The 25,932-nt window shown below is 65.8% G+C and carries 12 protein-coding genes; 5 read left to right on the top strand and 7 right to left on the bottom strand.

Features of this window, described 5'->3' with window-relative positions; genetic code table 11:
- From ACTXG5_RS14885 to ACTXG5_RS14875, 3 genes are read right to left on the bottom strand one after another with little or no spacing between them, the layout of a single operon-like run.
- Positions 1-840, bottom strand: coding sequence for a transglutaminase family protein (locus ACTXG5_RS14885; protein ID WP_445159547.1), 840 nt, complete (start codon positions 838-840; stop codon positions 1-3).
- Positions 840-1,817, bottom strand: coding sequence for an alpha-E domain-containing protein (locus ACTXG5_RS14880; protein WP_445159546.1), 978 nt, complete (start codon positions 1,815-1,817; stop codon positions 840-842). The genes ACTXG5_RS14885 and ACTXG5_RS14880 overlap by 1 nt, the downstream gene beginning before the upstream one ends.
- Positions 1,817-3,547 carry a circularly permuted type 2 ATP-grasp protein gene (locus ACTXG5_RS14875; protein ID WP_445164425.1) on the bottom strand — a complete coding sequence of 577 codons (1,731 nt, stop codon included), beginning with the start codon at positions 3,545-3,547 and terminating at the stop codon, positions 1,817-1,819. Before ACTXG5_RS14875 ends, ACTXG5_RS14880 begins: the two co-directional genes overlap by 1 nt.
- 146 nt (positions 3,548-3,693) lie before the next feature.
- Between ACTXG5_RS14875 and rpsT the strand changes: the two genes are divergently transcribed.
- Entirely contained in the window at positions 3,694-3,954 is a 261-nt protein-coding gene (gene rpsT / locus ACTXG5_RS14870; protein ID WP_445159545.1) for a 30S ribosomal protein S20, read from the top strand.
- 15 nt (positions 3,955-3,969) lie between these two features.
- Here rpsT and holA read toward each other — a convergent pair whose 3' ends face one another.
- Genes holA through ACTXG5_RS14855 form a run of 3 tightly spaced genes read right to left on the bottom strand, consistent with a single transcriptional unit; the run spans position 3,970 to position 7,416 of the window.
- Positions 3,970-4,920, bottom strand: a complete 951-nt coding sequence (gene holA, locus ACTXG5_RS14865; protein ID WP_445164424.1) for a DNA polymerase III subunit delta — start codon at positions 4,918-4,920, stop codon at positions 3,970-3,972.
- A gap of 14 nt (positions 4,921-4,934) precedes the next feature.
- Positions 4,935-6,503: a ComEC/Rec2 family competence protein gene (locus ACTXG5_RS14860; protein WP_445164423.1), complete on the bottom strand. Its 1,569-nt coding sequence runs from the start codon at positions 6,501-6,503 to the stop codon at positions 4,935-4,937.
- 40 nt (positions 6,504-6,543) lie between these two features.
- Positions 6,544-7,416: a helix-hairpin-helix domain-containing protein gene (locus ACTXG5_RS14855; RefSeq protein WP_445159544.1), complete on the bottom strand. Its 873-nt coding sequence runs from the start codon at positions 7,414-7,416 to the stop codon at positions 6,544-6,546.
- A 199-nt stretch (positions 7,417-7,615) separates the two neighbouring features.
- Between ACTXG5_RS14855 and ACTXG5_RS14850 the strand changes: the two genes are divergently transcribed.
- Together ACTXG5_RS14850 and ACTXG5_RS14845 are read left to right on the top strand one after the other, a co-directional pair.
- Positions 7,616-8,776 (top strand): acyl-CoA dehydrogenase family protein, encoded by a 1,161-nt coding sequence (locus ACTXG5_RS14850; protein ID WP_445159543.1) that lies wholly within the window; start codon positions 7,616-7,618, stop codon positions 8,774-8,776.
- 7 nt (positions 8,777-8,783) lie between these two features.
- Entirely contained in the window at positions 8,784-9,890 is a 1,107-nt protein-coding gene (locus tag ACTXG5_RS14845; protein ID WP_445159542.1) for an acyl-CoA dehydrogenase family protein, read from the top strand.
- A 109-nt stretch (positions 9,891-9,999) separates the two neighbouring features.
- Here the strand turns inward: ACTXG5_RS14845 and ACTXG5_RS14840 are convergent, their stop codons facing one another.
- The gene (locus ACTXG5_RS14840) at positions 10,000-21,024 is read right to left on the bottom strand and encodes a type I polyketide synthase (RefSeq protein WP_445159541.1); all 11,025 of its coding nucleotides are present in this window, start codon (positions 21,022-21,024) and stop codon (positions 10,000-10,002) included.
- 290 nt (positions 21,025-21,314) lie between these two features.
- Between ACTXG5_RS14840 and ACTXG5_RS14835 the strand changes: the two genes are divergently transcribed.
- Both ACTXG5_RS14835 and ACTXG5_RS14830 read left to right on the top strand, forming a co-directional pair.
- The gene (locus tag ACTXG5_RS14835) at positions 21,315-22,736 is read left to right on the top strand and encodes a condensation domain-containing protein (RefSeq protein ID WP_445159540.1); all 1,422 of its coding nucleotides are present in this window, start codon (positions 21,315-21,317) and stop codon (positions 22,734-22,736) included.
- 143 nt (positions 22,737-22,879) lie between these two features.
- On the top strand, positions 22,880-25,891 hold the full coding sequence (locus ACTXG5_RS14830) for an MMPL/RND family transporter (protein WP_445159539.1): 3,012 nt from the start codon (positions 22,880-22,882) through the stop codon (positions 25,889-25,891).
- The last annotated feature ends 41 nt before the right edge of the window (positions 25,892-25,932 follow it).

The raw sequence follows: 25,932 nt of genomic DNA, 5'->3' as shown, positions 1-25,932 counted from the left end.
CTAGGCCAGCCGGGTGACCTCGACGACCACGTCGAGGTCGGTTGCGCCCTGCCCCGAGTAGATGCCTTTCAGCGGCGACACGTCGGCGTAGTCGCGGCCGACGCCCACGCTGACATATTGCTCGGTGATCTCGGCGTCGTTGGTGGGATCGTAGTTCCACCACCCGCCGGTCCACGCTTGAATCCAGGCGTGGCTTCGGCCGTCCACGGTATCCCCGACCACGGCGTCGCGGTTGGGGTGCAAGTATCCCGACACGTACCGCGCGGGAATCCCCATGCCGCGCAATAACATCAGCGACACATGTACGAAGTCCTGGCAGACTCCCTTACCCTCCTTGAGGACATCCAGCCCAGAGGTGTGCACGCTCGTAGTGCCCGGGAGGTAGTGCAGCTCGTCATGCACCCATTTGGCCGCGGCGACGACAGCTTCTTGCGGCTCATAGCCTTTGGCGATCTTCTTCGCCACGGACTTAACGCGCCTGGTTACCGGGGTGTGCTCGGTGGGGTAGAGCAATTCGTCGAACCGATCGATCACGCTCTCGGAGCGCAGGTCGCTCCAGCTGACGTCCTTCGCGGGCGGCTCCGGCTGCTCGGTCTCGACGACCGAAGACGACGTCACCGTCAGATCGGTATGCGGCGCGTGCAGATCGAAAGCCGTTACGGCGGTGCCCCAATAGTCGATGTACCGGTAGGACCGGGTCGCCGGAATCGTTTCGACTCGATTGAGGATGACGTTCTGCCGGGTGTCAGACCGTGGGGTCAACCGGGCTTCGTTGTAGGAGGCGGTTACCGGCGACTGGTAGGCATATCCCGTGGTATGCACGACGCGCAGCCGCCACATCAGGTTTCTCCGTTGCGGGCGACGAGGCGGGCGACATGACCGGCATCCGACCACGCCACCCACGGTGTGACGTGGAAGTACTGCAGCGACAACGCATCTCCAACATCTCGGCACGTTTCCTGCAAGCCCGCCAAACGCGTCTCCAGCGTATCGAGCAGTACGCCTGGCGGCATGAATTCCAGTTCACTGCGGGCCTGCCCGAGCAGTCGCTGCGCTTCGACGGTCGCGCCCACCCGGCTCTGTGGATTACGCACCAGTTCTTCGATGCTGTGTTCGGCCAGCTTCAGGGAATAGAAAATTGATCGGGGGAACAAGCGATCGAGCATCATGAATTCCACTACCCGCCCGGCGTCCAGCACCCCGCGGTACGTACGCAGGTACGTGTCGTGGGCGCCTGCCGACCGCAGCAGCGTCACCCAGGCCGGCGACGAAGCGCTGTCCCCGACCCGGGACAACAACAGCCGCACCGTCATGTCGACGCGCTCAATCGCCCGGCCCAACACCATGAAGCGGTATCCGTCGTCACGTGAGAGCGTCGAGTCGGCCAGGCCGGCGAACATCGCTGCCCGTCCTTCGATAAAAGCTAGAAACTCGTGTGGCCCAAGGCGTTTGGCTGCACGTTCGCGCTCCGGCAAGGCATGGTATGTGGTGTTGAGACACTCCCAGATCTCGATGGACGTCACTTCGCGCGCCGACTTCGCGTTTTCGCGCGCCGCCGTGATCGCGTCGACGATCGAACAGCCGCCCTTGTCGTCGGTGCTGTAGGCGACCAGGTCGGTCAACGACCAGACATCCAAGTCATGATCGGGGGGGTCGATACCGAGCACTCGCAGCAACAGCCGGGACGCCTGGTCGGGATCCACGCTGGAATCCTCGAGTAATTGGTGCAGTGCGACATCGAGAATGCGCGCGGTATCGTCGGCCCGCTCCACGTAGCGGCCGATCCAGTAGAGCGCCTCAGCGTTTCTGGCCAACATCAGCGGACCGTCCTCTGCGTTTGCTGCTGCTGTTGTTGCTTTTGCTTTTTCGGTTGCTTGCGTTGGGTTCGCGCGTTCCGCGGTGGCTCAGCCTCGGGCTGCTGCTCGGTCGACCGCGACGCGCCGTCCAGCTCCGGGTCTGACATGGATTCCGGCAGCGAGCGCACGGTTTCGGCGGCACCCAGCTCACGATCGGCGGCCGACGCGCGCGACGACGCCAGCACCCAGGTGTCCTTGGAACCACCGCCCTGGCTGGAGTTGACCACGCGTGAGCCCTCGACCAGGGCCACCCGGCTCAACCCGCCCGGCAGCACCCACACCTCGTTGCCGTCGTTGACCGCGAACGGGCGCAGGTCGACATAGCGCGGCGCCAGTGTGTTGTCGATCCGCGTCGGCACGGTCGACAGCTCCATCATCGGCTGGGCAATCCAGCTCCGGGGATCGTCGCGGATCTTCCTGCTGATGGTCGCCAGTTCTTTCTCGGAGGCCTCGGGACCGAAGACGATGCCGTAGCCGCCGGATCCCTCGACCGGCTTTATGACCAACTCGTCGATCCGGTCGAGCACCTCCTCGCGTTCGTCGTCCAGCCAGCACCGGAAGGTGTCCACATTGGCCAGCAGCGGCTTTTCGCCCAGGTAGTACTCGATAATCGTCGGCACGTAGGTGTAGACGAGCTTGTCGTCGCCGACCCCGTTGCCGATCGCGCTGGAGATCACGACGTTGCCGGCGCGGGCGGCGTTGACCAAGCCGGCCACCCCCAGCACCGAGTCGGCACGGAACTGCAGCGGGTCGAGGAAGATGTCGTCGATGCGTCGATAGATGACGTCGACCTGGCGCTCCCCCTCGGTGGTGCGCATGTACACCTGGTTGTCGCGGCAGAACAGGTCCCGGCCCTCGACCAGCTCGACGCCCATTTGCCGCGCGAGCAGCGAATGCTCGAAGTACGCGGAGTTGTAGACGCCGGGCGTCAGCACCACCACCGTCGGGTCGGCCTCGTTGGTGGCCGCGGAATTGCGCAGCGCCCGCAGCAGGTGCGCGGAGTAGTCGTCGACGGCACGCACGCGGTGGGTGGCGAACAGGTTCGGGAAGACCCGCGCCATCGTGCGCCGGTTCTCCATCACATACGACACGCCCGAGGGCGAGCGCAGGTTGTCCTCGAGAACCCGCCAGGTGCCCTTCTCGTCGCGGATCAAGTCGATGCCGGCGACGTGGATGCGCACGCCGTTGGGCGGGACGATGCCCACGGCCTGGCGGTGAAAGTGTTCGCAGGAGGTGATCAGGCGACGCGGGATGACGCCGTCGTTCAGGATTTCCTGATCGCCGTAGATGTCGTCGAGATACATCTCCAGCGCTTTGACGCGCTGGACGATGCCGCGCTCGAGCCGGTTCCATTCGGCGGCCGAGATCACCCGCGGCACCAGGTCTAGCGGAAACGGCCGCTCCTGGCCCGATAGTGAAAACGTGATGCCCTGGTCGATGAACGCACGCGCCAGCGCCTCGGCCCGGGCCCGCAGGTCCGAGGCGTCCGACGGTGCCAGCTCGGCGTAGATGCCCTTGTACGGGCCACGAACGTTGCCCTGAGCATCGAACATTTCATCGAAGGCCATCGCGTAGACGTCCGACGTGTTGTAGCCGCCGAAGATGCGCTCGGAACGGGCGAGTGCCCGCGCGGAGCCGCGCGAGCCCCGCCTGGCTGTCTCGACCTGGTTCGGAAGACTCACTTTTAGGATGGTGCCTCAAATCGTCGTTGTGGCAGGCCACGTGTTCCCGTTTTGGGAGAAAACGTAACCGACTGCTAACCTGGGCATTCGCAATCGGGTGTGGACGCCCCCCGAAACGAACACCGCAATTACCGAATCGACGAAGGAAATTCCGCGTGGCCAACATCAAGTCGCAGCAGAAGCGCATTAAGACTAACGAGCGCGCGCGACTGCGCAACAAGTCGGTGAAGTCCTCGCTGCGTACCGCGGTGCGCGCGTTCCGCGAGGCTGCCGAGGCCGGCGAGAAGGAAAAGGCCACGGAGTTGCTGGTGTCGACCAACCGCAAGCTGGACAAGGCGGCCACCAGTGGCGTCATCCACAAGAACCAGGCCGCCAACAAGAAATCGGCCCTGGCGCGGTCCCTCAACAAGATCTGAGTCCAGCGTCCCGCTTTATCGGCCCCGGTCGGCCGCCAGCTCGGCAACCTTTCTGACCGCCGATTCCAGCGCATAGTCGGCGTCCGCGGCGGCTCCCTTCACATTGGCGTTGAGCTCCGCCACCACTCTCATCGCGGTTGCCACCGTGTCGCGCGACCAGCGCCGCGCCTGCTTCTGAGCTTTCTGCACCCGCCAGGGCGGCATCCCCAGCTGCCCGGCCAGACGATAAGGGTCGCCGGAGAGCGGCCCCACCCGGCCGATGGTGTGTATCGCTTCGGCCAGCGCGTCGGCCAGCACCACCAGCGGCTCGCCACGCATCATGGCCCAGCGCAGCGCCTCGGCCGCTCCGGCGACATCGCCGGCCACAGCCTTGTCCGCGATGTCAAAGCCCTTCACCTCGGCTTTGCCGCTGTGATAGCGGCGCACCGCGGCCTCGTCGACTTCGCCGCCGGTGTCGGCGACCAGCTGCGAACACGTCGCGGCGAGCTCGCGCACGTCGGAGCCGACGGCGTCCAACAGGGCCGTCACCGTCTCCTCGTCGACCTTGACTCGCAGCGCGCGAAACTCCTTGCGGATGAAGTCGACGCGTTCGCTCACCTTGGTGATCCGCGCGCAGGGATGTACCTCGGCGCCGAGCGACTTCAACTGGTCGGCGAGCGCCTTGGCGCGTCCGCCGCCCGAGTGCAGCACCACCAGCATCGTCGCCGGCGGCAGGTCGGCGGCGGCCGACGCGATCATCGCCACGGTGTCCTTGCCGGCTTCGGCGGCGGCCTCCAGCACGACGACGCGTTCGTCGGCGAACAACGACGGGCTCAGAAGTTCGGCGAGCTCATAGGTGCCGACGTCGCCGGCCCGCATCCGATTCACCGGGATGTCGTCGGTGCCGGCACGTTTGCGCGCCGCCCGCAGCACCTCCGCCACGGCCCGTTCGACCAGCAGATCCTCGTCCCCCAAGACCAAATGCAACGGCGAAGCCTCGCTCACCCCACGATGGTGTCACGAAGGGCCGACCATTCGGCTCGGGGATCCAGCAGCTCCGACAGCGACCAGGCCAGCACGCACACCCCAGCCACCAGCCCGGCCGTCCGGGCGGACGCGCGAAACCAGGGTCGCCGCCACAGCAGCATGGCCAGCAGGAGCAGCAGCGCGGTGGCACAGCCGACCAGCAGCACGCCGGCCAGACCGTCGGGTACGGGCACGGTCGCGGCGGGCATCTCGGCCGCCAGGTGCGCCACCTTCGACACCCACCACAGTTCCGGGCCCGTGAAACGCATCAGCAGCTGTGCACCGGGCGGCCACAGCACACACAGCACGGCCGCCGCACTGCCGAGGACGGTGATCGGTGCGATGACGGGCGCCGCGGCCAGATTGGCGGCCACGGCCACCAGGCTGACTCGACCCGAGATGCCGGCAACGAGTGGAGCGGTCACCAGTTGAGCGGCCAACGCAACCGCGAGGGCATCCGCCAGTGGCTTGGGGCAGCCTCTGCCGGCCAGGCGCCGCGACCAGAGTGGCGCGATGACGACCAGCGCGCCCGTCGCCAGCACGGATAACGCGAAGCCGGCATCGACCGCCAGCTGGGGAGCCACGGCGAGCAATATCAGCACCGCTGTCGACAGCGCCGGAATCGCTTGCCGCCGGCGTGAAGACAGCATCCCCGCCAGCGCGATGGCACCCATCACGGCCGCCCGCAACACGCTTGCCGTCGGCTGCACGACGATCACGAACGTCACCAGTGCCACGGCGGCGAGCAGCACCGCCGCCCGCGGGCCGATCAGCCGGGCGGAGAACAGCACCGCCGCGCACACGATCGTGACGTTGGCTCCCGACACGGCCGTCAGGTGCGTCAGTCCGGCCGCACGGAATTCGCGACCGGTGTCGGCGCTGACCGCCGTGGTGTCGCCGAGAACCAAGGCCGGCAACATCGCGGCCTGCTCGGCGGGCAACACCTCGCGCGTGGTGGCGGCGAACCGGCCGCGCACCACGTGCGCGGCACGCTGCAGCGCACCCGCCCGGCCCATGGCGGGCCGGCCCGCCGCGTTGAGCACCGCGATCGTCAGGTCATGGCGATCGGGACGGTTGATCCGCGCGGAAAACCGCACTGGCTGACCGACCATCACGTCGAAGTCCGATGCCCGCGCGAAAACGACCACCCGGCCGGATAGCTCATCGTCGCGCAGGCGCTGCAGGGTGGCGCGAAACATCAGCCGGCCCGAGCCCAGCGACAGCGCGCTCTCGCTGGGCGTCACCGTGACCGGGGCGACCGTCCCAAACGCCGCGGTGATCGGGTGGCGAGCCACTGCGTCGGCGCGCAGCGCGATCGCGAACCCAAACCCGGCGCCCACCACGCCGATCGCCAGCAGGCCGGCACCGACGGCCCGTCGCCGCGGGTTTCGGTGAGCCGTGCGCGCCGGGTAGCACGCCAGTCCCCCGGCGACGACGACCAGCGCGACGCAGCAGGTGGCCAACGCGCGGCCGACCGGCCACACGATGCCGGCGGCGGTGACGATCCAGCTCGTGAGTGCGGCGGGAACGAGGCGCACGTCGATGTCGGTGAGTGCCGCGAGACCTCGGGCTGGCGCAGCGGTGTCAGACACGGACCAGGGCGCGCAGCTTGTCCAGTCGGGCCGGCCCGATGCCGTCGACGTCGGCGAGCTGGTCGACGCTGGCGAACTTGCCGTTGGACTGACGCCACGCCACGATCGCGGCGGCAGTGACCGGGCCGACCCCGGGCAGGGTGTCCAACTGCTCCACGGTCGCGGTGTTGAGGTCGACGACCTCGCCCGCCTTGGGTCGGACGGATCCCTTGACTGGGCCCGGCGGTGCCGGCGTCTTGGATCCGGACGCCGAGCCGGCGGTCACGGAGCTGCCCAGCGCCGCGGGCTGCCCCGACACGGGCGCCAGCCCGACCACGATCTGCTCGCCGTCGCCGAGCGGTCGGGCCATGTTCAACCCGGTGGTGTCCGCGCCGTCCATCGCGCCCCCGGCGGCCTGCAAGGCATCGGCAACCCGCGCGCCGGGCGTCAGCGTGACCAGGCCGGGCTTGTGTACCAGTCCCACCACGCTGACCACCACCGGCCGGTCCGGACCGACCGGCTGGCCGGCGGCCGAACTTGCCGAGGATCTGGGACTCGCCGTCGACACCTTCTCCACCGGCGGCAGCTTGGCCGACATCACTGGTGCCTGCCGGTCGCGCAGCAGCGTGAAAATCGTGACCAGCACGGCCAGCGCGGCCACCACTGCCAACGCGATCGCACCGGCGCGACCCGGGTCGGCACGCAACCGGGCCACCCAGCCCCCACGCTCGGAAGTGTCCGGAAGCCAGCGCGGCAGCAGCGAGTTTTGATCCTCATCCGGAGCGACGGCGTCGGGCTCCGCGTCCGCGGTGTCGGGGTGCGAATCGATATCCGAGTCGGCACCGAGCCGTCGATGGAGTCGCTCGGCAGGAAGTTCTGTCCGCATGCGCCGACGGTAGGTGCGCGGACCGCCGCAACGGCCCCGGCCAACCCCGTCGCGACGGCCTGTTGTGGACTAACCGGAGGCTGTGCACAAGCACCGCGCGGGATGGGTCAAGATGGAAGTCGGAGCCCACGACCGGACGCGACGCCCAGCATCGGAAAGCGGTCGCCACGCTCAACCCCAGGCAAAGGAGTCTGCTGCCATGCAACTGGCACTCACGCCGGAGGAAGCCGCGTTCCGCGACGAACTCCGCACCATCTACACGACCAAAATTCCGCAGGAGATGCGCGACCGGGTGCGCCAGGGCTCGGCAGAAGCGAACCATGACGACATCGTCACCAGCCACAAGATCCTGCACGAGCACGGGCTGGCGGTACCGAACTGGCCGGTCGAATGGGGCGGCAAGGACTGGACACCCACTCAGCACCAGATCTGGGCCGACGAGATGCAATTGGCCTGCGTCCCGGAGCCGCTGAACTTCAACACCAAGATGGTCGGCCCGGTGATCGCCGAATTCGGTTCGCAGGAGATCAAGGAGCGCTTCCTGCCGCCGACGGCCAACATCGACATCTGGTGGTGCCAGGGGTTCTCCGAGCCCGAGGCCGGTTCGGACCTGGCGTCGCTGCGCACCACCGCGGTCCGCGACGGCGACAGCTACGTCGTCAACGGCCAGAAGACCTGGACCACGCTCGGCCAGTACGCGGACTGGATCTTCTGCCTGGTCCGCACCGACCCGCAGGCGCCCAAGCGGCAGGCCGGCATCTCCTTTCTGCTCTTCGACATGAAGACCCCCGGCATCACCCTGCGGCCCATCAAGACGATCGACGGCAGCCACGAGGTCAACGAGATCTTTTTCGAAGACGTCCGGGTACCCACCAATCAGCTTGTCGGACAAGAGAATCAGGGCTGGACGTACGCGAAATTCCTGCTCGGCAACGAACGCACCGGCATCGCCGGCGTGGGCCGCACCAAGGTGCGCCTTGCCGAGGTGAAGAAGCACGCCGCGGCAACCGGGGTGCTCGAAGACCCCCTGTTCGCGGCCCGGCTGGCCGAGGCCGAAAACGAGCTGCTGGCATTGGAACTCACGCAATCGCGGGTGGTCACAGATTCCGCGGACGGTCAGCCCAACCCCGCGTCGTCGGTGCTCAAACTGCGCGGCAGCGAGTTGCAGCAGCTGGCCACCGAACTGCTCGTCGAGGTGGCCGGCGCGGACGCGCTGCCCACCGACGGGGAAGACATTTCGTCGCCGGGCTGGGCGCAACACAGCGCCCCGCACTACCTCAACTACCGCAAGACGTCGATCTACGGCGGCAGCAGCGAAGTGCAACGCAACATCATCTCGTCCACCATTCTGGGATTGTGAGGCAGCCATGGACTTTCACTTGAGCGACGAGCAATCCCTGCTCCGCGACACCACCCGCGACCTGCTGTCACGCAGCTACGATCCGGAGAGCCGCAACAAGGTGATCGGCTCCGATCTGGGCTGGAGTCGCGAGGTCTGGAGCCAGCTCGCCGACACCGGCATTCTCGGCCTCGGGTTCGACCCGGACGAATCGGGCCAGATCGAGATCAGCGTGGTGCTCACCGAGGTCGGGCGCCGGCTGGCCCCCGAACCGATCCTGCACGCCGCGCTGGCGCCGGGTGCGCTGATCGCCGAGCTAGGCACCGATACCCAGAAAGAACAGCTCGACGACGTCGCGGCCGGCCAACGGCTGCTGGCATTCGCCCACCTGGAGCCGGGCCACCGCAGGCCGACCGCGACGGTCGCGACTCAGGCTGCACGGCAAGGTGATTCATGGACGCTGAGCGGACGCAAGAACCCGGTGCTCGCCGGTGACTGCGCCGACGCGTTGGTGGTCAGCGCCGCGTTGCCGGACGGCGGCACCGGCCTGTTCCTGGTCGACGCGAGCGCGGTCACCCGGCATCCGTACCGGACCTTCGACGGACAACGCGGTGCGCAGGTCGACCTGGACAGCGCACCCGCCGAACCCTTGGGCGAGGCGGTCGACGCGTCGCTGGCCATCGGCGCCACCATCATCCGCATCCAGTCGGGACTGTGCTCCGAAGCTCTCGGGGCTATGGAGGAAGCGCTTCGGCTGACCACCGATTACCTCAAGACCCGCAAGCAGTTCGGTGTCACGCTCAACAAATTCCAGACCCTCACCCAGCGAGCCGCCGACATGTACGTGTCGCTGGAACTGGCGCGCAGCATGAGCCTGTACGCCGCGATGTCGATCGCGGACGACAACCTCGACCCGCTGATCGCGTCGCGCGCCAAGGTACAGATCGGCCGCTCGGGCCGGCACATCGCGCAGGAGTCGATCCAGTTGCACGGCGGAATCGGCGTGACGGCGGAATATCCGGTCAGCCACTACGCCGCCCGGCTCACCGCGATCGAGCACACCCTGGGCAGCTCGAGCGACCACCTGCACAACCTGATCGACCACCTCGGCGACTACGAATTGGCCCGGCTCTAGCCGCAGATCACGACTCTCGAATCACGGTCCAGCGCACGGCACGTCACGGCCGGCGGCAGCGGCTAACGCGCTTCATCGCCCAGCGTGACGCCACAGTCACGTTCGGCGTTTAAGCGGGCTCAGCTGAGTCCGACTCCGACACCTGACTGGCCAGGTACTCGGCGAGTCCCCCGATCGTCGGATAGTCGAATACCGCCGTGGCGTTGAGCGTGAACGCGCCACCGAACTGGCTGTGCAGCCGGTTGCGGAGTTCGACTGCCATCAGTGAATCCGTACCCAGGTCCAGGAACCGGCTGGTTGCGGCGGGCGGCTGCGCGAGCCGCAGGAATTGCTGAACCTCGCGCTGCAGGTGTTCGGTCAGGAAAGCGCCGCGCTGCACCTCGGGTACCTCGTTCAGTTGCTTGAGCAACTCCGCGTCACCGGCTGTGTCCGTCATCGCACTGGGCAACACGACGTCCAGAATCGGTGGGCGAGAAGCCCCCAGCAGCTTCGCGGCGCGCTGCCAGTTGGCCTTGATGACGGTGCCCTGCCCCGTTCCGTTGGCGACGACCTCAGCGAGCGCGCTGAGAGCGGCCGAAGGCTCGAGCGGAATCAGTCCTTGCACACCGAGATTGGTGCGCGCGGCCTCCGACGAGGCCATACCGCCCTGCGCCCACGGACCGAAGTTGACGCCCGTTGCCGGCAAGCCTTGCGCCTTGCGATCCGCAATGAGCCCGTCGAGCAGCGCATTGGCGGTCGCGTAGTTGGCCTGCCCGGGAGGACCGAGCACACTCGACACCGACGAGTAGACGATGAAGAAGTCGAGATCGTCGTCCTTCGTCAACCGATCCAGGTGGAAGGCACCGAATGCCTTGGGCGCCAGAGCCGTCCGGAAACGCTCCACACTCTGTTGCGCTAGTAGCGCGTCATCGAGCACGCCGGCCAGGTGTGCCACCCCCGCGAGCGGTGGCAACTCCGCACGGATCCGATCCAACAACTCGGCGACCTGGGACTCATCGCCGATGTCGGCCGCGAAGGTGTGGATCCGGCACCGGTAGCGCTCGGTGATGTCGTCGATGGCTCGTTGTGCATCCACATCGGGCGTACGACGGCTGGTCAACACAATGTCACCGGCCCCGAGTTGCGCGAGATAGGCCGCAGTGTGCAGGCCGAGTGCACCGAGGCCACCGGTGATCAGATAAGTCCGATCTTCCTGTGGCTGTAGCGGTTTCGGTATCTGCAACACGATCTTCCCGATATGCCGCGCTTGCTGCATCCGGCGGAATGCGGTCTTCGCCTCCGTCAACGGGTAGATCTCGGCGGGTAGCGCCGACCACTCGCCGCGACCCAACCCGTCCGACACCTCGGTCAGCAAGCGCTTGATGTGGTCGGGGTTTTGCAGGGTCGTCACGTCAAGCGCAACGATCTCGTAGGCGATATCGGGACGGGCCTCCGCCATCTGCTCCGGAGTCCAGATATCGCGCTTGGCGATCTCGGCGAAACGGCCGTTCTGGGCGGTGGCCCGCACAGTCGCTTCGACGAAGCCCTCGTTGGTCAGGCTGTTGAGCACCACGTCGACGCCGGCACCCTCGGTGTCGGCGAGGATCTGATCGGCGAAATCCGTGCTGCGCGAGTCGTACACATGCTTCACGCCCAGCTTGCGCAACGCGTCGCGCTTGTACTTGCTGGCAGTGGCGAAGACGGTCGCTCCGTGCTGCTGTGCCATCTGGATCGCGGCCAGTCCGACGCCACCGCTGGCGGCGTGCACCAGCACCCGGTCACCGGGCTTGAGCTGCGCCCAGTCGAATGCGAGCCGGGCCGTCAGCGCCGCAGCGGGAATGGTGGCCGCCTCGACCGCGCCCAGCCAGTCGGGCAGCGGCGCCAGCAGCTGCAGCGGCACGTTGAACCGGCTGGAGAACGCGCCCTGCATGAAGCCGTAGACGCGTTGGCCGACTTCCACTCCGGTGACGCCGTCACCCAATTGCGTGACGACACCGGCGAAGTCACCGCCGATCGGACCAGGATCGCCCGGGTAGAGACCCAGCACATTGAGCACGTCCCGGAAGTTCAGCCCCGCGGCCTCCACCCGGACCTGGACATAGCCCTCGTCCGGCGTCGGCACCTCTTTCTCGGTGATACGCAGGTTGTCGATCGCGCCGCGCTCGGTGGGCGCCAAGACGTAGTCGGTTCCCCTCGGCACTGCGAGGTTGCCGCTACGCGCCCATGGCAGTAGCCGGGATGCCAGCAGCTTTCCTTGCCGCAGTGCGAGTTCGGGTTCGCCGGCCGGTGCGCCGAGCAGGCCGGCCAGCGAATGCACGGCCCCCTCGGATCCGTCGTAATCGACCAGCCTGCACCGCAGGGCCGGTTCCTCGTTGACGATGGTGCGCCCGAGTCCCCACAGCGCCGCCTGCACCGGGTCGACCGGTTCACCGGATTCGGTCGCCACGGCACGTTCGGTGACGATCCACAGTCCGTTGGGCAGCTTCAGCGACTGATCGGCCTGCAGGGTGTGCACGGCGCCGAGCAGGTGAGCGATCTCGGCCTCTAACCGCTCGGCAGCTTCAGCGCTCGACTCGTCTGCACTCCGGCCGGTGCTGCGCCAGACGATGCCGGCGAACGGCATACCGCGCTCCTGAGCCTGCGCCAACAGCTGCCCGACGGGCTCCGGATCCGTTATCCGGTCAAAAGAGATGCTGCCCGGTAGCTCGGCCGCCAGTTCGTCGAATCCGGCAATCAGCCAGGTACCGATCGTATTTCCGGCGTCCTCACTAGACGCCGGCAGCTGCAGCTCTTGCCAGCCGAGGGTGTACAGCAACCGGGTGGCGTCGCCGCCGAGCCCGCGCAACAACGCCTCTCGGGGAGCGCGCTTGACCGTGAACTCGCGAATCCCGCCCAGCTGGCGGCCATCCCGATCGATGAAGTCGAGATCGAAGACCTGGGTTTCGCTGTCGAGGGCGCTGGTGTGCCACTTCGCACGGCAGTAGAACCGCCGAGGCATCTTCTCCTTCAACATCACCTGCCCGTACCGCAGCGGCAAGAACAGATCATTGACCCCCTGTTCGGCCGCAAGCAGTGCCGGGAACGCCGGGAAGGCGACTCCGGTGCACAGGTCCATCAGCACCGGATGCATCGGCTCGGTTCCAAGGTGTTCGGCGAGTTCTTCGCCAACGGTGATATCGCCGATCGCCTCACCCTCGCCAAGCCACAGTGACTTGAGCGAACCGGACCAGTTGGGCCCCCACGCCAGCTCCATGTCGGCGAAGGTCTCGAACAGCTCCTGCGGACGCAAGCGCTCCATCCGCTCGATCGCCGCGTCGACAGGGTCCGCCTGCTCGGGTGCCGGCTCGTCATCGACACCGGAGACGACGGTGCCATCGGCGTTCAACGACCACTCAGCATCACGAACACCGTACGGGCGGCTGTGCACCTTGAAGGTCGAGGCGCTACCGTCCTCCAGCGGATGCAACGTCAGCTGCACCTCCCGAGAGGCTTTGTCGCCCAGGATAATCGGCTCATAGAAAAAGACATCCTGCACCCGCCCCGGTGGGCCGACGGCGGCCAGCGCCATCGCCGCATACGTCGCTCCGGGAACGACAACGGTGCCATAGATGACGTGATCGGATAGCCACGGTTGCGATTTGACGGACAGTCGGCTGGTGTAGACCGAGTCGCCGGAGGCGAGATCCTTTGCACTACCCAAGATTCCGGATACCGCGCCCTGCCCATCGATGCCGGCGATGCCGGACGTCTTGGGCCAGAAGCGACGGCGCTGGAACGGATAGGTAGGCAGCTCGAGCCTGCGGCGAGGCTCACGATGCAGCGCCGCGAACGTGGGCCGATGGCCGCTGACGTAGGCCGCGGCCAGCGCTTCGGCGATCTGGCGCCGGTCACCGACGCCCTTGCGCAAGGACACGATCGCACGCGGCGCAGCCAGATGTTCCGGCCAGATCTGCACAGCGGCCCCGGTCAGCACCGGCTGCGGACCGATCTCCATCAACACCGAGCATCCCAGCGCCGCCACGGTGCGCACGCTTTCGGCGAACTGCACCGGCTGGCGGGAGTGCCGACGCCAATATTGGGCGTCTAGCGGAGTTTCCGCCGTGAGCACGGCGCCGGTGCGGTTGCAGATCAGCGGCAACGTCGGCACAGCGAACTGCAACCGCGCTGCGTACGACTCGAATTCACCGAGCACCGGCTCCAGCAATTCCGAATGGAAGGCGTGGCTGGTTTCCAGCCGGCTGCACCGGACCCCGTCGTTGCCACACGTGGCCACGATCTGATCCAGATCCGTGCCCGGACCCGACAGCACCGTGTTGGGGCCGTTGTACGCGGCGACCGACACCTGCGGGTACTCGTTGGCGATCTCCTCGACGTACTTGGCGTCGGCGAACACCGCCACCATTCGCCCACCATCGGGCAGGCTGCCGAACAGCCGGCCGCGCTCGGCCATCAGCCGCGCCCCATCCTCGAGGCTGAAAACCCCGGCCACACATGCCGCCGCGTACTGGCCCACGCTGTGCCCCAGCACCACATCGGGCTGGACACCCCACGACTGCCACAGCCGGGCCAGGCCCATCTCGACGGCGAAAAGCGCCGGTTGAGCAAACGACGTGTGCCGCAGTGTTTCTCCGGCCTCACCGCCGGTTTCGCGATCGGCGGCGAACAGCACCTCCAGCAATGGGCGCGGCAGGATCCCGTTGACCGCGTCCGCGCAGCGTGTCACGGTGTCCGCGAAAACCGGTTCAGCGTCGAATAACTCGCGCGCCATCCCCGGATACTGGCTGCCCTGCCCGGTGAACAACCACGCGGTCGTGGGCCGGTCGGTGCACTCGCCACGTACCACTCCCGGTCGCACCCGGTTCTCGGCCAACTCGGCCAGCAACTCGCGGGAGCCTTCGACCGAGTCCACGACCAGCGCGGCCCGGTGTTCGAAATGCGAACGCCCGATCCCGGCCGTGAAGCACACATCGGCGATGTCGACCTTGGGATGGGTGTCCAACCATCCCCCATATCGCTGCGCCAATGCCACCAGCGCCTGCGGTGACCGCGCGGACAGCGGTAGCACGTCGACCGGCTCGTCTTGAGCTTCCGGCTCAGAGGCCTCCGCGATGTCGCCTGTCGAGTATTCGTCATCGGTCGGCGATTGTGCTGGCGCCTCCTCGATCAGCACGTGGGCGTTCGTGCCGGTGAACCCGAAGGAACTGACGCCGGCGCGTCGCGGCCTGTCGCTGGCCTGCCACGGAATCGCCTTGTCCACGACCCGCACCGGCAGTGAGTCCCACGGGATATGCGGCGACGGTGACTCAAAGTGCAGGCTCTGCGGCAGCATTTCGTGCTGCAGCGACAACACGACCTTGATCAAACCCGCGGCACCCGATGCCGACTCGAGGTGGCCGATGTTGGTCTTCACCGATCCGATCAGCAACGGCCGGTCCGCGTCACGAGCGACGCCATAGACGGCCCCGGCCGCCTGCACCTCGATCGGATCACCCAGCGGGGTACCCGTCCCGTGTGCCTCAAGGTAGTCGACATCCCCACCGACCAGACCGGCGCGCGCCAGGGCCGTGGCGATAAGCCGTTGCTGCGCACCTCCATTGGGCACCGTCAAACCACTGGAAGCGCCGTCTTGATTGACCGCGCTGCTCGGGATGACTGCGCAAATCCGATCGCCATCGCGCACCGCGTCGCTCATCCTCTTGAGCACCAGAACCCCGCAGCCTTCACTGCGCACATAGCCGTCGGCGGCCGCGTCGAATGTCGCGCATCGCCCGTTGGGCGACAGCATCCTGGCGCGTGAGGCGGCGATGATGGTTACCGGACTCAGCAAGACGTTCACACCACCGGCCACCGCCAAATCGCAGTCACCGGAGTGCAATGCCTGGCGGGCCTGATGGACGGCCACCAACGACGAACTGCACGCGGTATCGACCGCCACCGCCGGTCCTTCTAATCCGAGCGCGAAGGCAACCCGACCGGAAATGGCATTGAGCGCGTTGCCGGTGATGAAGTAAGGCTCGATTTTATCGACCGACTCGGCGGAGAGCAGATGCGCATACTCGTTGGCAGCCACCCCCACGAATACGCCGGTTCGGCTGCCGCGCAACGACGCCGGCGAATACCCGGCGCGTTCCAAACCCTCCCAGGAAGTTTCGAGCATCAGCCGCTGCTGCGGCTCGATCCACACCGCCTCGCGCGGGGAGATACCGAAGAATTCCGGATCGAATCCCTCGATTTCGTCGAGGAATCCACCGAAGCGGCTGTAGATCTTGCCCGGAGTCTCTGGATCCGGGTCGTAAAACTCGTCGATGTCGAATCGGTCCTCCGGAACTTCCCGGATCGCATCGACACCGCCGGACAACACCTCCCAGAATGCTTCGGGATCGGGTGCGCCGGGGAAACGGCACGCCACCGCGACGATCGCGATCGGCTCGTCCGTGCGCGTCGTCACTGCCGAAGCCAGCTGGGATCCTGACGTGGTGGACGCGTGCTCGCTGAGCCCGAGCACGTCGGCAAGCAGATAATCGACCACGTCGGACAGACGTGGGTAATCCATCGCCAGGGTCGCCGGTATCTCCTTGCCCACGCCTTCCTCGATGCGGCGCCGCAATTCGACGGCCATCAGCGAATCCATTCCGAGATCGAAGAATCCGGAGCCCTCGCGGATTTCGGAAGCATCGACGTGCGTCACCTCCGCTACCGCATCGCGCAGGTAATCCGTCAGAAGTTTCTTGCGCTGTTGCACCGGAGCGTTGGTGAGCCGCTCGACCAGCTGAGTCTTCCCAGACGGCATTACCATCGGCGCCGCGTCGGGCACCTCACGCTCCAGCTCCGCCAGGAATGCCCGCCGCCCCGCCTGCTGGTAGAGCGGCAGGAAGCGGGACCAGTCGATACGGGCCACCACGCCTTGCGCCGACCCCTGCGCAGCAGAAGCCGCGAGCACGTCGGCCAAACCCGCCAGCGCCTCGGCAGGCGACAAGGTCCGGACCCCGCGCTGGGCAAGTCGCGCACGAGCCTCCTCGTCGGCCATGCCCGCCGACCACGGACCGAAATTAACGCTGATCCCAGCGACGCCCCGCTCGCGCAGCCGCCAGGCCAGCCCGTCGAGGAAGGCGTTGGCCGCGCCGTAGGCGGTCTGACCGAACCCGCCCCAGACTGAGGCGATCGAGGAGGTGCTAAGAAAGAAGTCCAGCTGCAGCTCAGCGGCGGCTTCGCTCAAATGCCAAGCACCCCACACTTTCCCGGCGAATACCCGATCCACTTCGGCGTCGTCCAGGGTGCTCAGCGGGGTGGTACCGATCTCGCCGGCGGCGTGGACGATGCCGGCCAACGGCGGTAGTTCGGCCTGCACGGTGGCTAATAGGCGTGCGACGTCATCCGCCTCGGCGACATCGGCCGCGACGACCCGGAATTCGCAGCCGTGCTGTTCGCGTAGCGCCTCGATGCGTCGTTGCTCGGCATCACTGGGCGAGCGTCGGCCGGTCAGCACCAGATGCCGGGCGCCGTGCGCGGCCAGGTATCCGGCGATTTCCAGTCCGACCGAACCCAACCCCCCGGTCACCAGATACGTTGCGTCATCACGCAATGCCAGCGGTGTTGCGTTCGACTGCCCCCGTCGAACGAGCCGGGGGACATAGACGGTTTGACCACGCAGCGCGACTTGGTCTTCCCTGATGGCCGAGCCGCGCGGTGCCGCCGCCACCTGGTTGATCAACCGCGACCATACCCCGTCGTCCAAGGCGGTCCCGTCAGCCAAATCCGCCAGTCCGCCCCACACTTGCGGATGCTCCAGCGAGGCGGCGCGACCGAATCCCCATAGGCAACTCTGATCCGGTGACACGGTGTCCGCGTCTGTGACTCGTTGCGCCCCGCGGGTTACCAGCCAGATGGGTCTGCGTAGTTCGGCGGCAACCGCGGCGCGGAATAGTCGCCGTGTTCCGCCCAGGACTCGGTGTTGCATCCGCGACAGCGACCGCGTCGATGGTGCGGAGTCGGAGTCCAGAGCCGCGACATGCAGGATGCGCAGCGTCGGTTCATCCGCCACCGCAGCGCGCAACGCGACCTCGAGTTGTTCCTCGTCGCCGTCGGTCACCGGCAACCCGAGGACCCGATGCTGGTGCCCATGCGCAGTCAGCGCGTCGACCAATGGCCGAACTGCATCGGCGTCATCTCCGATGAGGAGCCAGGTAGATCCCTCGCCGGCTTCGCCATCTGAGGCCCCTGAGGCCCGGGCAATGGATTTCTCCCAGCGAACCTCGTAGCGATCGTCCGCGATGGACTGGGTTTCCTGTTGTTGGTTGTGTTGTGCGGCAAGCTTTGTCAGCACGTCCACGGTCTGCTGATCGCCGTCCGCACCGTCGAGCAGGACCGCGAGTTCCTCGATCTGGCCGTCCTCGAGAAGTCGGACGGCTTCGGTACGCGGGGCTGCGGTCTGGTTCGATGCCTGTTGGGTGGGCAGGACCCGCTTGTCGCGGAACCAGTACTGGCGATGCTGGAACGGATAGGTCGGCAGGTCGAGCTTTCGCGCCGGTTCTGCGACAGCCCCGAAGTCGGGCAGGTGACCGAGGACGTACGCGTCGGCAAGAGCCTCGGTGATCTGGCGGTGGTCGGCGGTGTTTCGACGCAACGACGCGATCGCCCGTGGTGCGGAGGCCGGGTCGGGCCATGCCCGCAGGGCCGCGGCGGTGAGCACCGGTTGCGGGCCGACCTCGAGCAACACTTTGCAACCCAGATCGGCCAGCGTGCGCACACTCTTGGCGAATTCGACCGGCTGGCGCGCGTGACGACGCCAGTAGTTGCCATCCAGTTTCACGTTCCTGCCGAGCGCAGCACCGGTGCGGTTGCACACCAAAATCCGTTGTGGCGAACCGAAATTGAACCGGTCCGCATAGGACTCGAACTCGCCGAGGATCGGATCGAGCAGCGCCGAATGGAACGCGTGGCTGGTGTCTAGCCAGTCACAACGGACACCGTCGGAGGTCAATCCGGCCACCGCCTGGTCCAGATCATGCGCGGGACCCGACAGCACGGTATTAGCACCGTTGTAAGCGGCCACCGACAGATTGGGGAACTCGTCGGTGATGCTCTCGACGCGCTCGGCGGCGGTGAATACCGCGACCATCCGGCCGCCCGCAGGCAAACTGCCGAAAAGGCGCCCGCGCTCGGCGATCAGCAGCGCTCCGTCTTCGAGGCTGAACACGCCCGCGACGCAGGCCGCCGAATACTGGCCGACGCTGTGGCCCAGCACGACGTCGGGTTCGAAACCCCATGACTGCCAGAGGTGGGCCAGGCCCATCTCCACCGCGAACAGGGCGGGCTGGGCGTAGGAGGTCTGTCGTAACGTCTCTTCGCTATCCGCGCCATCCGCATCGAAAATGACGTCCAGCAATGGCTTTTCGAGAACGTCAGCGACCGCCGCGGCGCACCGGGTCAGTGTCTCGGCGAAAACCGGCTCGGTGTCGAACAGCTCCCGTGCCATGCCGACGTACTGGCTGCCTTGACCGGTGAACAGCCACGCTGTCTTCGGCGTGTCATCGGATACTCCGCGCACCAGACCAGGTGCCGGGCGGTCGTCGGCGAGCGCAGCGAGCAACTCACTGGCGGATTCCGTCGAGTTGACCACCAACGCGGCTCGGTGCTCGAAGTGCGCTCGACTCACCCCGGCGGTAAAGCACACGTCCGCCAGGGTGGCTTCCGGGTGCGCGCTCAACCAGCTGCGGTATTGATCAGCCACCTGTGTCAGTGCGGCGGGCGTACGCGCCGATATCGGAAGTACGCGCAAGCGACGGTCTGCGGGTCGGTCGACCGGACCCGGTGCCGCGGCGAGGAGGCCTACTTCGACAGGTGCTTCCTCGAGGATGACGTGCGCGTTGGTCCCGGCGAACCCGAACGAACTGACTCCCGCCACGCGCGGCCGACCGTTGCGCTCCCAGGCGGTGGCCTCCTTCACCACCTGCACCGCAAGCCGGTCCCAGGGAATGTGCGGCGACGGATTGCGAAAGTGCAAGTGCTGCGGCAATAACTCGTGCTCAAGCGACAGGATGACTTTGATCACACCCGCGATCCCGGCGGCCGCTTCCAGATGTCCGATATTGGTCTTCACCGAGCCCATCAACAGCGGCCGGCCCGCCTCGCGCCCCGCGCCGAGCACCGCACCTGCGGCCTGGACTTCGATCGGATCGCCCAGCGATGTCCCGGTCCCATGCGCCTCGAGATAGTCGACCTCGCCGCTCGCGACACCGGAGCGCTTTAGCGCCTCGGTGATAACCCGTTGCTGGGCAACGCCGTTCGGCACCGTCAAACCACCCGATGCGCCATCTTGGTTGATCGCGCTGCCCCGGATCACGGCCCGAATCCGGTCACCGTCGCGGATCGCGTCTTCAAGACGCTTCACGACGATGACACCGCAGCCCTCGCCGCGCACGTAGCCGTCCGCGGCGGCGTCGAATGTCTTGCACCTGCCGTCCGGCGCGAGCATTTGCGCATGCGAAAAAGTGATCATGGTCGCCGGGCTGATCAGGACGTTCGCGCCGCCAGCCAGCGCGAGGTCACATTCCCCTAAGCGCAGCGCTTGGCATGCCTGATGGATTGCCACCAACGACGAGCTGCACGCCGTGTCCACGGCGACCGCCGGGCCCTGCAGCCCCAACCGATAGCTGATCCGGCCCGCTGCCGCGGACGCCGACGTCCCGATCGCCATATAGGCTTCGATCTCGCCGTAAGTCAGCTCGGCGGATGCCATTCCCAGGTAGTCATGGGTGGACAAACCGATGAACACACCGGTGTTGGTGTTCGCCAAATCCGTTGGCGCGGTGCCTGAATGCTCCACCGCCCGCCACGCCGTCTCCAGCAATAGCCGATGCTGTGGGTCCAAAAACCTGACCTCGCGCGTCGACATGCCGAAAAACGGTGCGTCGAATCCCGTTACGTCCTCGACGAAACCTGCCCGACGGGTCACAACCTTGCCGGGCGCACCGGGATCCGGGTCGAAGAATTCCTCGACATCCCAACGGTCCTCGGGAACCTCCGATACCGCATCCCGGCCTTGCCGCAACACATCCCAAAACTCGTCCGTATCTGCGGCGCCCGGGAAACGCGCCGCGTAACCGACGATCGCAAACCCCGATGCTTCCTGCCTCACACGTTCGGCGGATGCCATGGCGTTGTCCTCCCCTGGCTAGCTCTGTGAAGATTCGATCCCCCGCGGGCGGCCCGGTTGTGCAGCAGCACCGTCTCCCGGCGACCGATATCGCAAGGGCGGCGCCGGCGCCGGGCACTAGCGCCGGCATCGGGCCACTATAACCAGTGGGGCTGTCAATCAGCTTTGGACACGGCGCCGTCCGTCGTACAAGAACCTTCCGAACCCGTGAGCTGTTGCCGCACGGGTTATCTTGGTCTCGCTGCCAGCGCGGCCGGACGGGGGCCGTTCAAATCGAGGGGGACGAAGTTTTGCGCATCGGGAAGATTACGATCGGCTCACTCGCTGATTGGACGCTGACCCCAGGCTCGGTCACCTCCTGGCACCCGACGACCGCGGCCACCGAAAAGGTTCGGCGAGCGCCGGCCAGTTCTGTGCCGGTCAGCTATATGCAGGGCCAACACCTTCGTAACTACTGTGAGCGGACCGGCGCGGGGCTGGGGTTTTCGCGCCAGATCATCGCAACCTGTGAAGTACCTGGCACGTGTGATGTTGCTGCCATGGATCACGCGGTCAACGAATACCTGCGTCGACATGACACGTTCCGCAGTTGGTTCGAGCACACCGGTGATGGAGAGTTCATCAGGCATACGATCAGCGATCCTGCTGATATTGAATTCGAGCCGATCGATCACGGCACCATGACGGTTGACGAAATACACGCTCATGTCGTGGCCATACCCAATCCGCTGGAGTGGGGCTGCTTCACCTTCGGGATTATCCAGAGCGCCAGCCACTTCACTTTCTTTGCCGCCATGGACCATGTCCACGGGGACGCGTCATTGATCGGCACAACGATGCTGGAGGCCAACGGGTTGTATGCGGCGTTCAGCGGAGGCGGTGAAACCCTCGAGCTACCCGATGCCGGCAGCTATGACGATTTCTGTGCCCGCGAACGCGAATACACGTCGACGTTCACCGTAGATTCGCCCGAGGTGCGCGCATGGATTGACTTCGCCGAGAACAACAATGGCGGTTTTCCTGAATTTCCACTCCCACTCGGTAACCCCATGGAGCCGAATGGGAGCGACATGGTGTCCGAACTCCTGATGGACGCAGAACAGACCGAGCGATTCGAATCAGCATGTACGGCGGCCGGCGCGCGCTTCGTCGGCGGCTTGTTCGCCTGCTTCGCCCTGGTAGAGCATGAGTTTACCGGCGCCCTCACGTATTACGGGCTGACGCCCAGGGATTCACGCACAGCCGCGGACAATTTTATGACGCAGGGTTGGTTTACCGGCTTGATTCCGATCACCGTGCCCATAGCTGCGGCCTCTTTCGGCGATGCGGCATGGGCAGCGCAGGCTTCTTTCGATTCAGGTCTGGATATGGCGAAGGTGCCGTACTACCGCGTACTGGAACTGGCGCCGTGGTTGAGCTGGCCACGGCCAAACTTTCCGGTATCGAACTTCCTGCATGGCGGCGCTGCTCCGCTCAACGCCGTTCTTGCGGCAGCCGACATGGGTCTTGCGAACAACATCGGAATTTACCCCGACGGGCGGTACTCATATCAGCTGACCATCTATGTATTTCGGTATGGTGAGGGCACGAAAATGGCGATCCTGCTTCCCACCAACCCGATCGCGCGGAAATCAGTTACCCGTTACATGGCGGCGATGAGGTCGGTATGCGTGCGGGTCGCTGACAGCGGGCACTGGGGACGCGTCGCATAGCGTGGGGGCACATCGATGGGTAGGGCTTTTCTGAAACGCGTAATTTCTGGGCGGGCATCGTACGAAAATTCGCGGCTTGACAGAGCGTCGGCGAGTGTCGCCGGGGCGCGCACGCGACTGCGCCGACCGGGGGTGAGGGCGATATGCGACGGCTAGCCGATTTCGTGGTGCGGTGGCCCTGGGCAGTCGTGGGGGCCTGGATCGCGATTGCGGTCGCGCTCACGCTGACCTGCCCGTCGCTGAACGAGATGGCACAGAAGCATCCGCTAGCCATCTTGCCCAGTGATGCGCCGTCGAGCGTGACTGCACGAAAGATGACCGAGGCGTTTCACGAATCGGGCTCAGAGGACCTCCTGTTGGTGGTCCTGACCGACGACAAGGGGCTCAATCCCGCCGACGAAGCCACTTACCGCAAACTGGTGGACGCGCTGCGCCACGACACGCGAGATGTCGTGATGCTGCAGGATTTCCTCAGCACCCCACCCTTGCGCTCGGTCGTGACCAGCAAGGACCACAAGTCCTGGGTGCTACCGGTCGGCGTTGCGGGCGAGCTGGGCACGCCAGGGTCCTATGACGCTTTCAACCACATCGGGGACGTCGTCAAACACACCTTGGAACAGGCCCCGGCCGGAACAGCCCTGACGGCAAACCTCACCGGACCCGCGGCAACCGTCGCCGACCTCACGGTCGCCGGCGATCACGATCGACTTCCGATTGAGCTGGCGATCGCCGTGCTGGTGCTCATCGTCCTGCTGGTGGTTTACCGCAGCGTCGTCACCATGCTGCTGCCGTTAACCATGATCGGGTTGTCCCTGCTGATCGCACAGGCGTTGGTGGCCGGCTTCTCTCAACTGACTGGCTCGGGCGTCTCGAACCAGTCGATCGTATTTCTCAGCGCAATAATTGCCGGCGCCGGAACGGATTACGCGGTCTTTCTGATAAGCCGCTATCACGACTATCTGAGGTTGGGTGCGGATTCCGATCAGGCGGTCAAGGGCGCAATGATCTCGATCGGAAAAGTGATCGCCGCATCCGCCGCCACCATGGGAATCACTTTTCTCGTCATCAGCTTCGCCCGAATGGGCGTGTTCAAAACGGTCGGAGCGTCATCGGCGATTGGGATCGGTGTGGCATTCCTCGCCGCGGTGACATTGCTGCCGGCAATTCTGGTGCTGACCGGGCCACGCGGCTGGGTCAAGCCACGGCGCGAGTTCACCACTCGGTTGTGGCGGCGTTCGGGCATACGCATCGTGCGCCGCCCGAGGGCCCACCTGGTTGCCAGTGTGCTGGTGTTGATGATCCTGGCCAGCTGCGCGAGTTTGGTGCGCTTTAACTACGACGACCGCAAAGCACTGCCCTCTTCTGCTCCGAGCTCCATCGGATATGCCGCGCTGGATCACCATTTCCCGGTGAATCAGTCCATTCCGGAGTACATCCTCGTCCAATCCCCGCATGACCTGCGCACGCCGAAGGCCCTTGCAGACTTGGAACAGATGGCGGACCGAGTCAGCCAACTGCCGAATGTCGCCGCGGTCAGCGGTATCACCCGTCCCACCGGAAATGTGCCGGAAGAATTCAGAGCGACCTATCAGGCGGGCGCGATCGGCACCCTGCTGGCCGGCGGGTCCACCGTGATCAAAGACCACACCAATGACCTCAACCGGCTGGTCAACGGGGCCGGCACGCTGGCCGACAACCTCGGCAATGTGCGGGGCCAGGTCATCCAGCTCGCCGCCAGCATGCAGGAACTGGAGAATGCCTTCGCGTCGGCGAAGGGCCAGTACAGCGGTGACGCGCTGGTCAAAGAGGTCGACACCGCAGCCCAGCTCGTCGACCATGTCAACGCGCTCAGCAATGCCATGGGCTGGAACTTCTCAGCGGCCAAGAACATGTTCGCCTGGATAGGCCCGGTGCTGACAGCGTTGCAGGGCAACCCGGTATGCGACGCCGATTCGTCGTGCAGCACCACCCGCGGGACGTTTGAGCAACTTGTTGGTTCGCGCGATCAAGCAGACCTCGACGCGATCAATGAGTTGGCCCACCAACTGCAGGACTACCCGGACAAACGGGCCCTGAAAGCTTCGACGGACCGCGTGCGTGCTGCATTGGCGAAGCTCACCAGCGTGATGCACACGATGGGGATGGACAAACCCGGTGGCATGCAGGCGAACCTGAACAGCTTGCAAGATGGCGCCAACCGATTCGCCGGCGGGAGCCGGCAGGTGGCCGACGCGGTGGCTCAACTCGTCGACCAAGTCAAACAGCTCGGGAGCGGGCTCAATGAGTCGGCGGCATTTCTGTTGTCGCTGAAACGCGACGCGGCGCAACCGGCAATGGCCGGGTTCAATATCCCGCCCCAGCTGCTGCACTTAGACGAGTTTCAGCAGGCCGCCAAGGCATTCATTTCGCCGGACGGCCACTCGGTGCGGTACTTGGTTCAAACCAAACTCAACCCGTTCAGCACCGAGGCCATGGATCAGGTCAACGCGATCAGTGCGGCCGCTCGGGGAGCCCAACCGAATACCGCATTGACCGACGCCACGGTATCGATGGCGGGCTACACCGTCGCCCTGAAGGACACGCGTGACTACTACCAACACGACATCCGGTTCATCATCGCCGCAACCCTCTTCGTCGTGCTACTGACCTTGATCGCGCTGCTGCGCGCGATTGTCGCGCCCCTGTATCTGGTTGCTTCCGTGGTCATTTCGTATTTGTCGGCGGTGGGCATCGGGGTGCTGGTGTTTCAGTACATACTCGGCCAGCAATTGCATTGGAGTGTGCCCCCACTGGCATTCGTGGTGCTGGTCGCGGTGGGAGCGGATTACAACATGCTGCTGGTCTCGCGCATGCGTGACGAGTCTCCGCACAGCATGCGTTACGGCATCATTCGCACCCTGAGTTCGACGGGCGGTGTGATCACCGCGGCAGGTGTGATCTTCGCCGCTTCGATGTGCGGTCTGTTGTTCTCCAGCATCAGTACCGTGGTCCAGGGCGGTTTCGTGATCGGCGTCGGAATCCTGCTGGATACCTTCTTGGTCCGCACCATCACGGTTCCCGCCATCGCCGCGCTGGTCGGGCGGGCGAACTGGTGGCCGTCGGGTGTAGGCGCGCGGCGCTCACCGACCGGACGCGCCGAGCCGCAACCTAATTAGCGCGTACACACGACATATGTGAGACTACGAGGCGAATCCGA

It is taken from the genome of Mycobacterium sp. Dal123C01, assembly GCF_052566995.1.
This window is presented reverse-complemented; position numbering and strand designations above follow the sequence as displayed.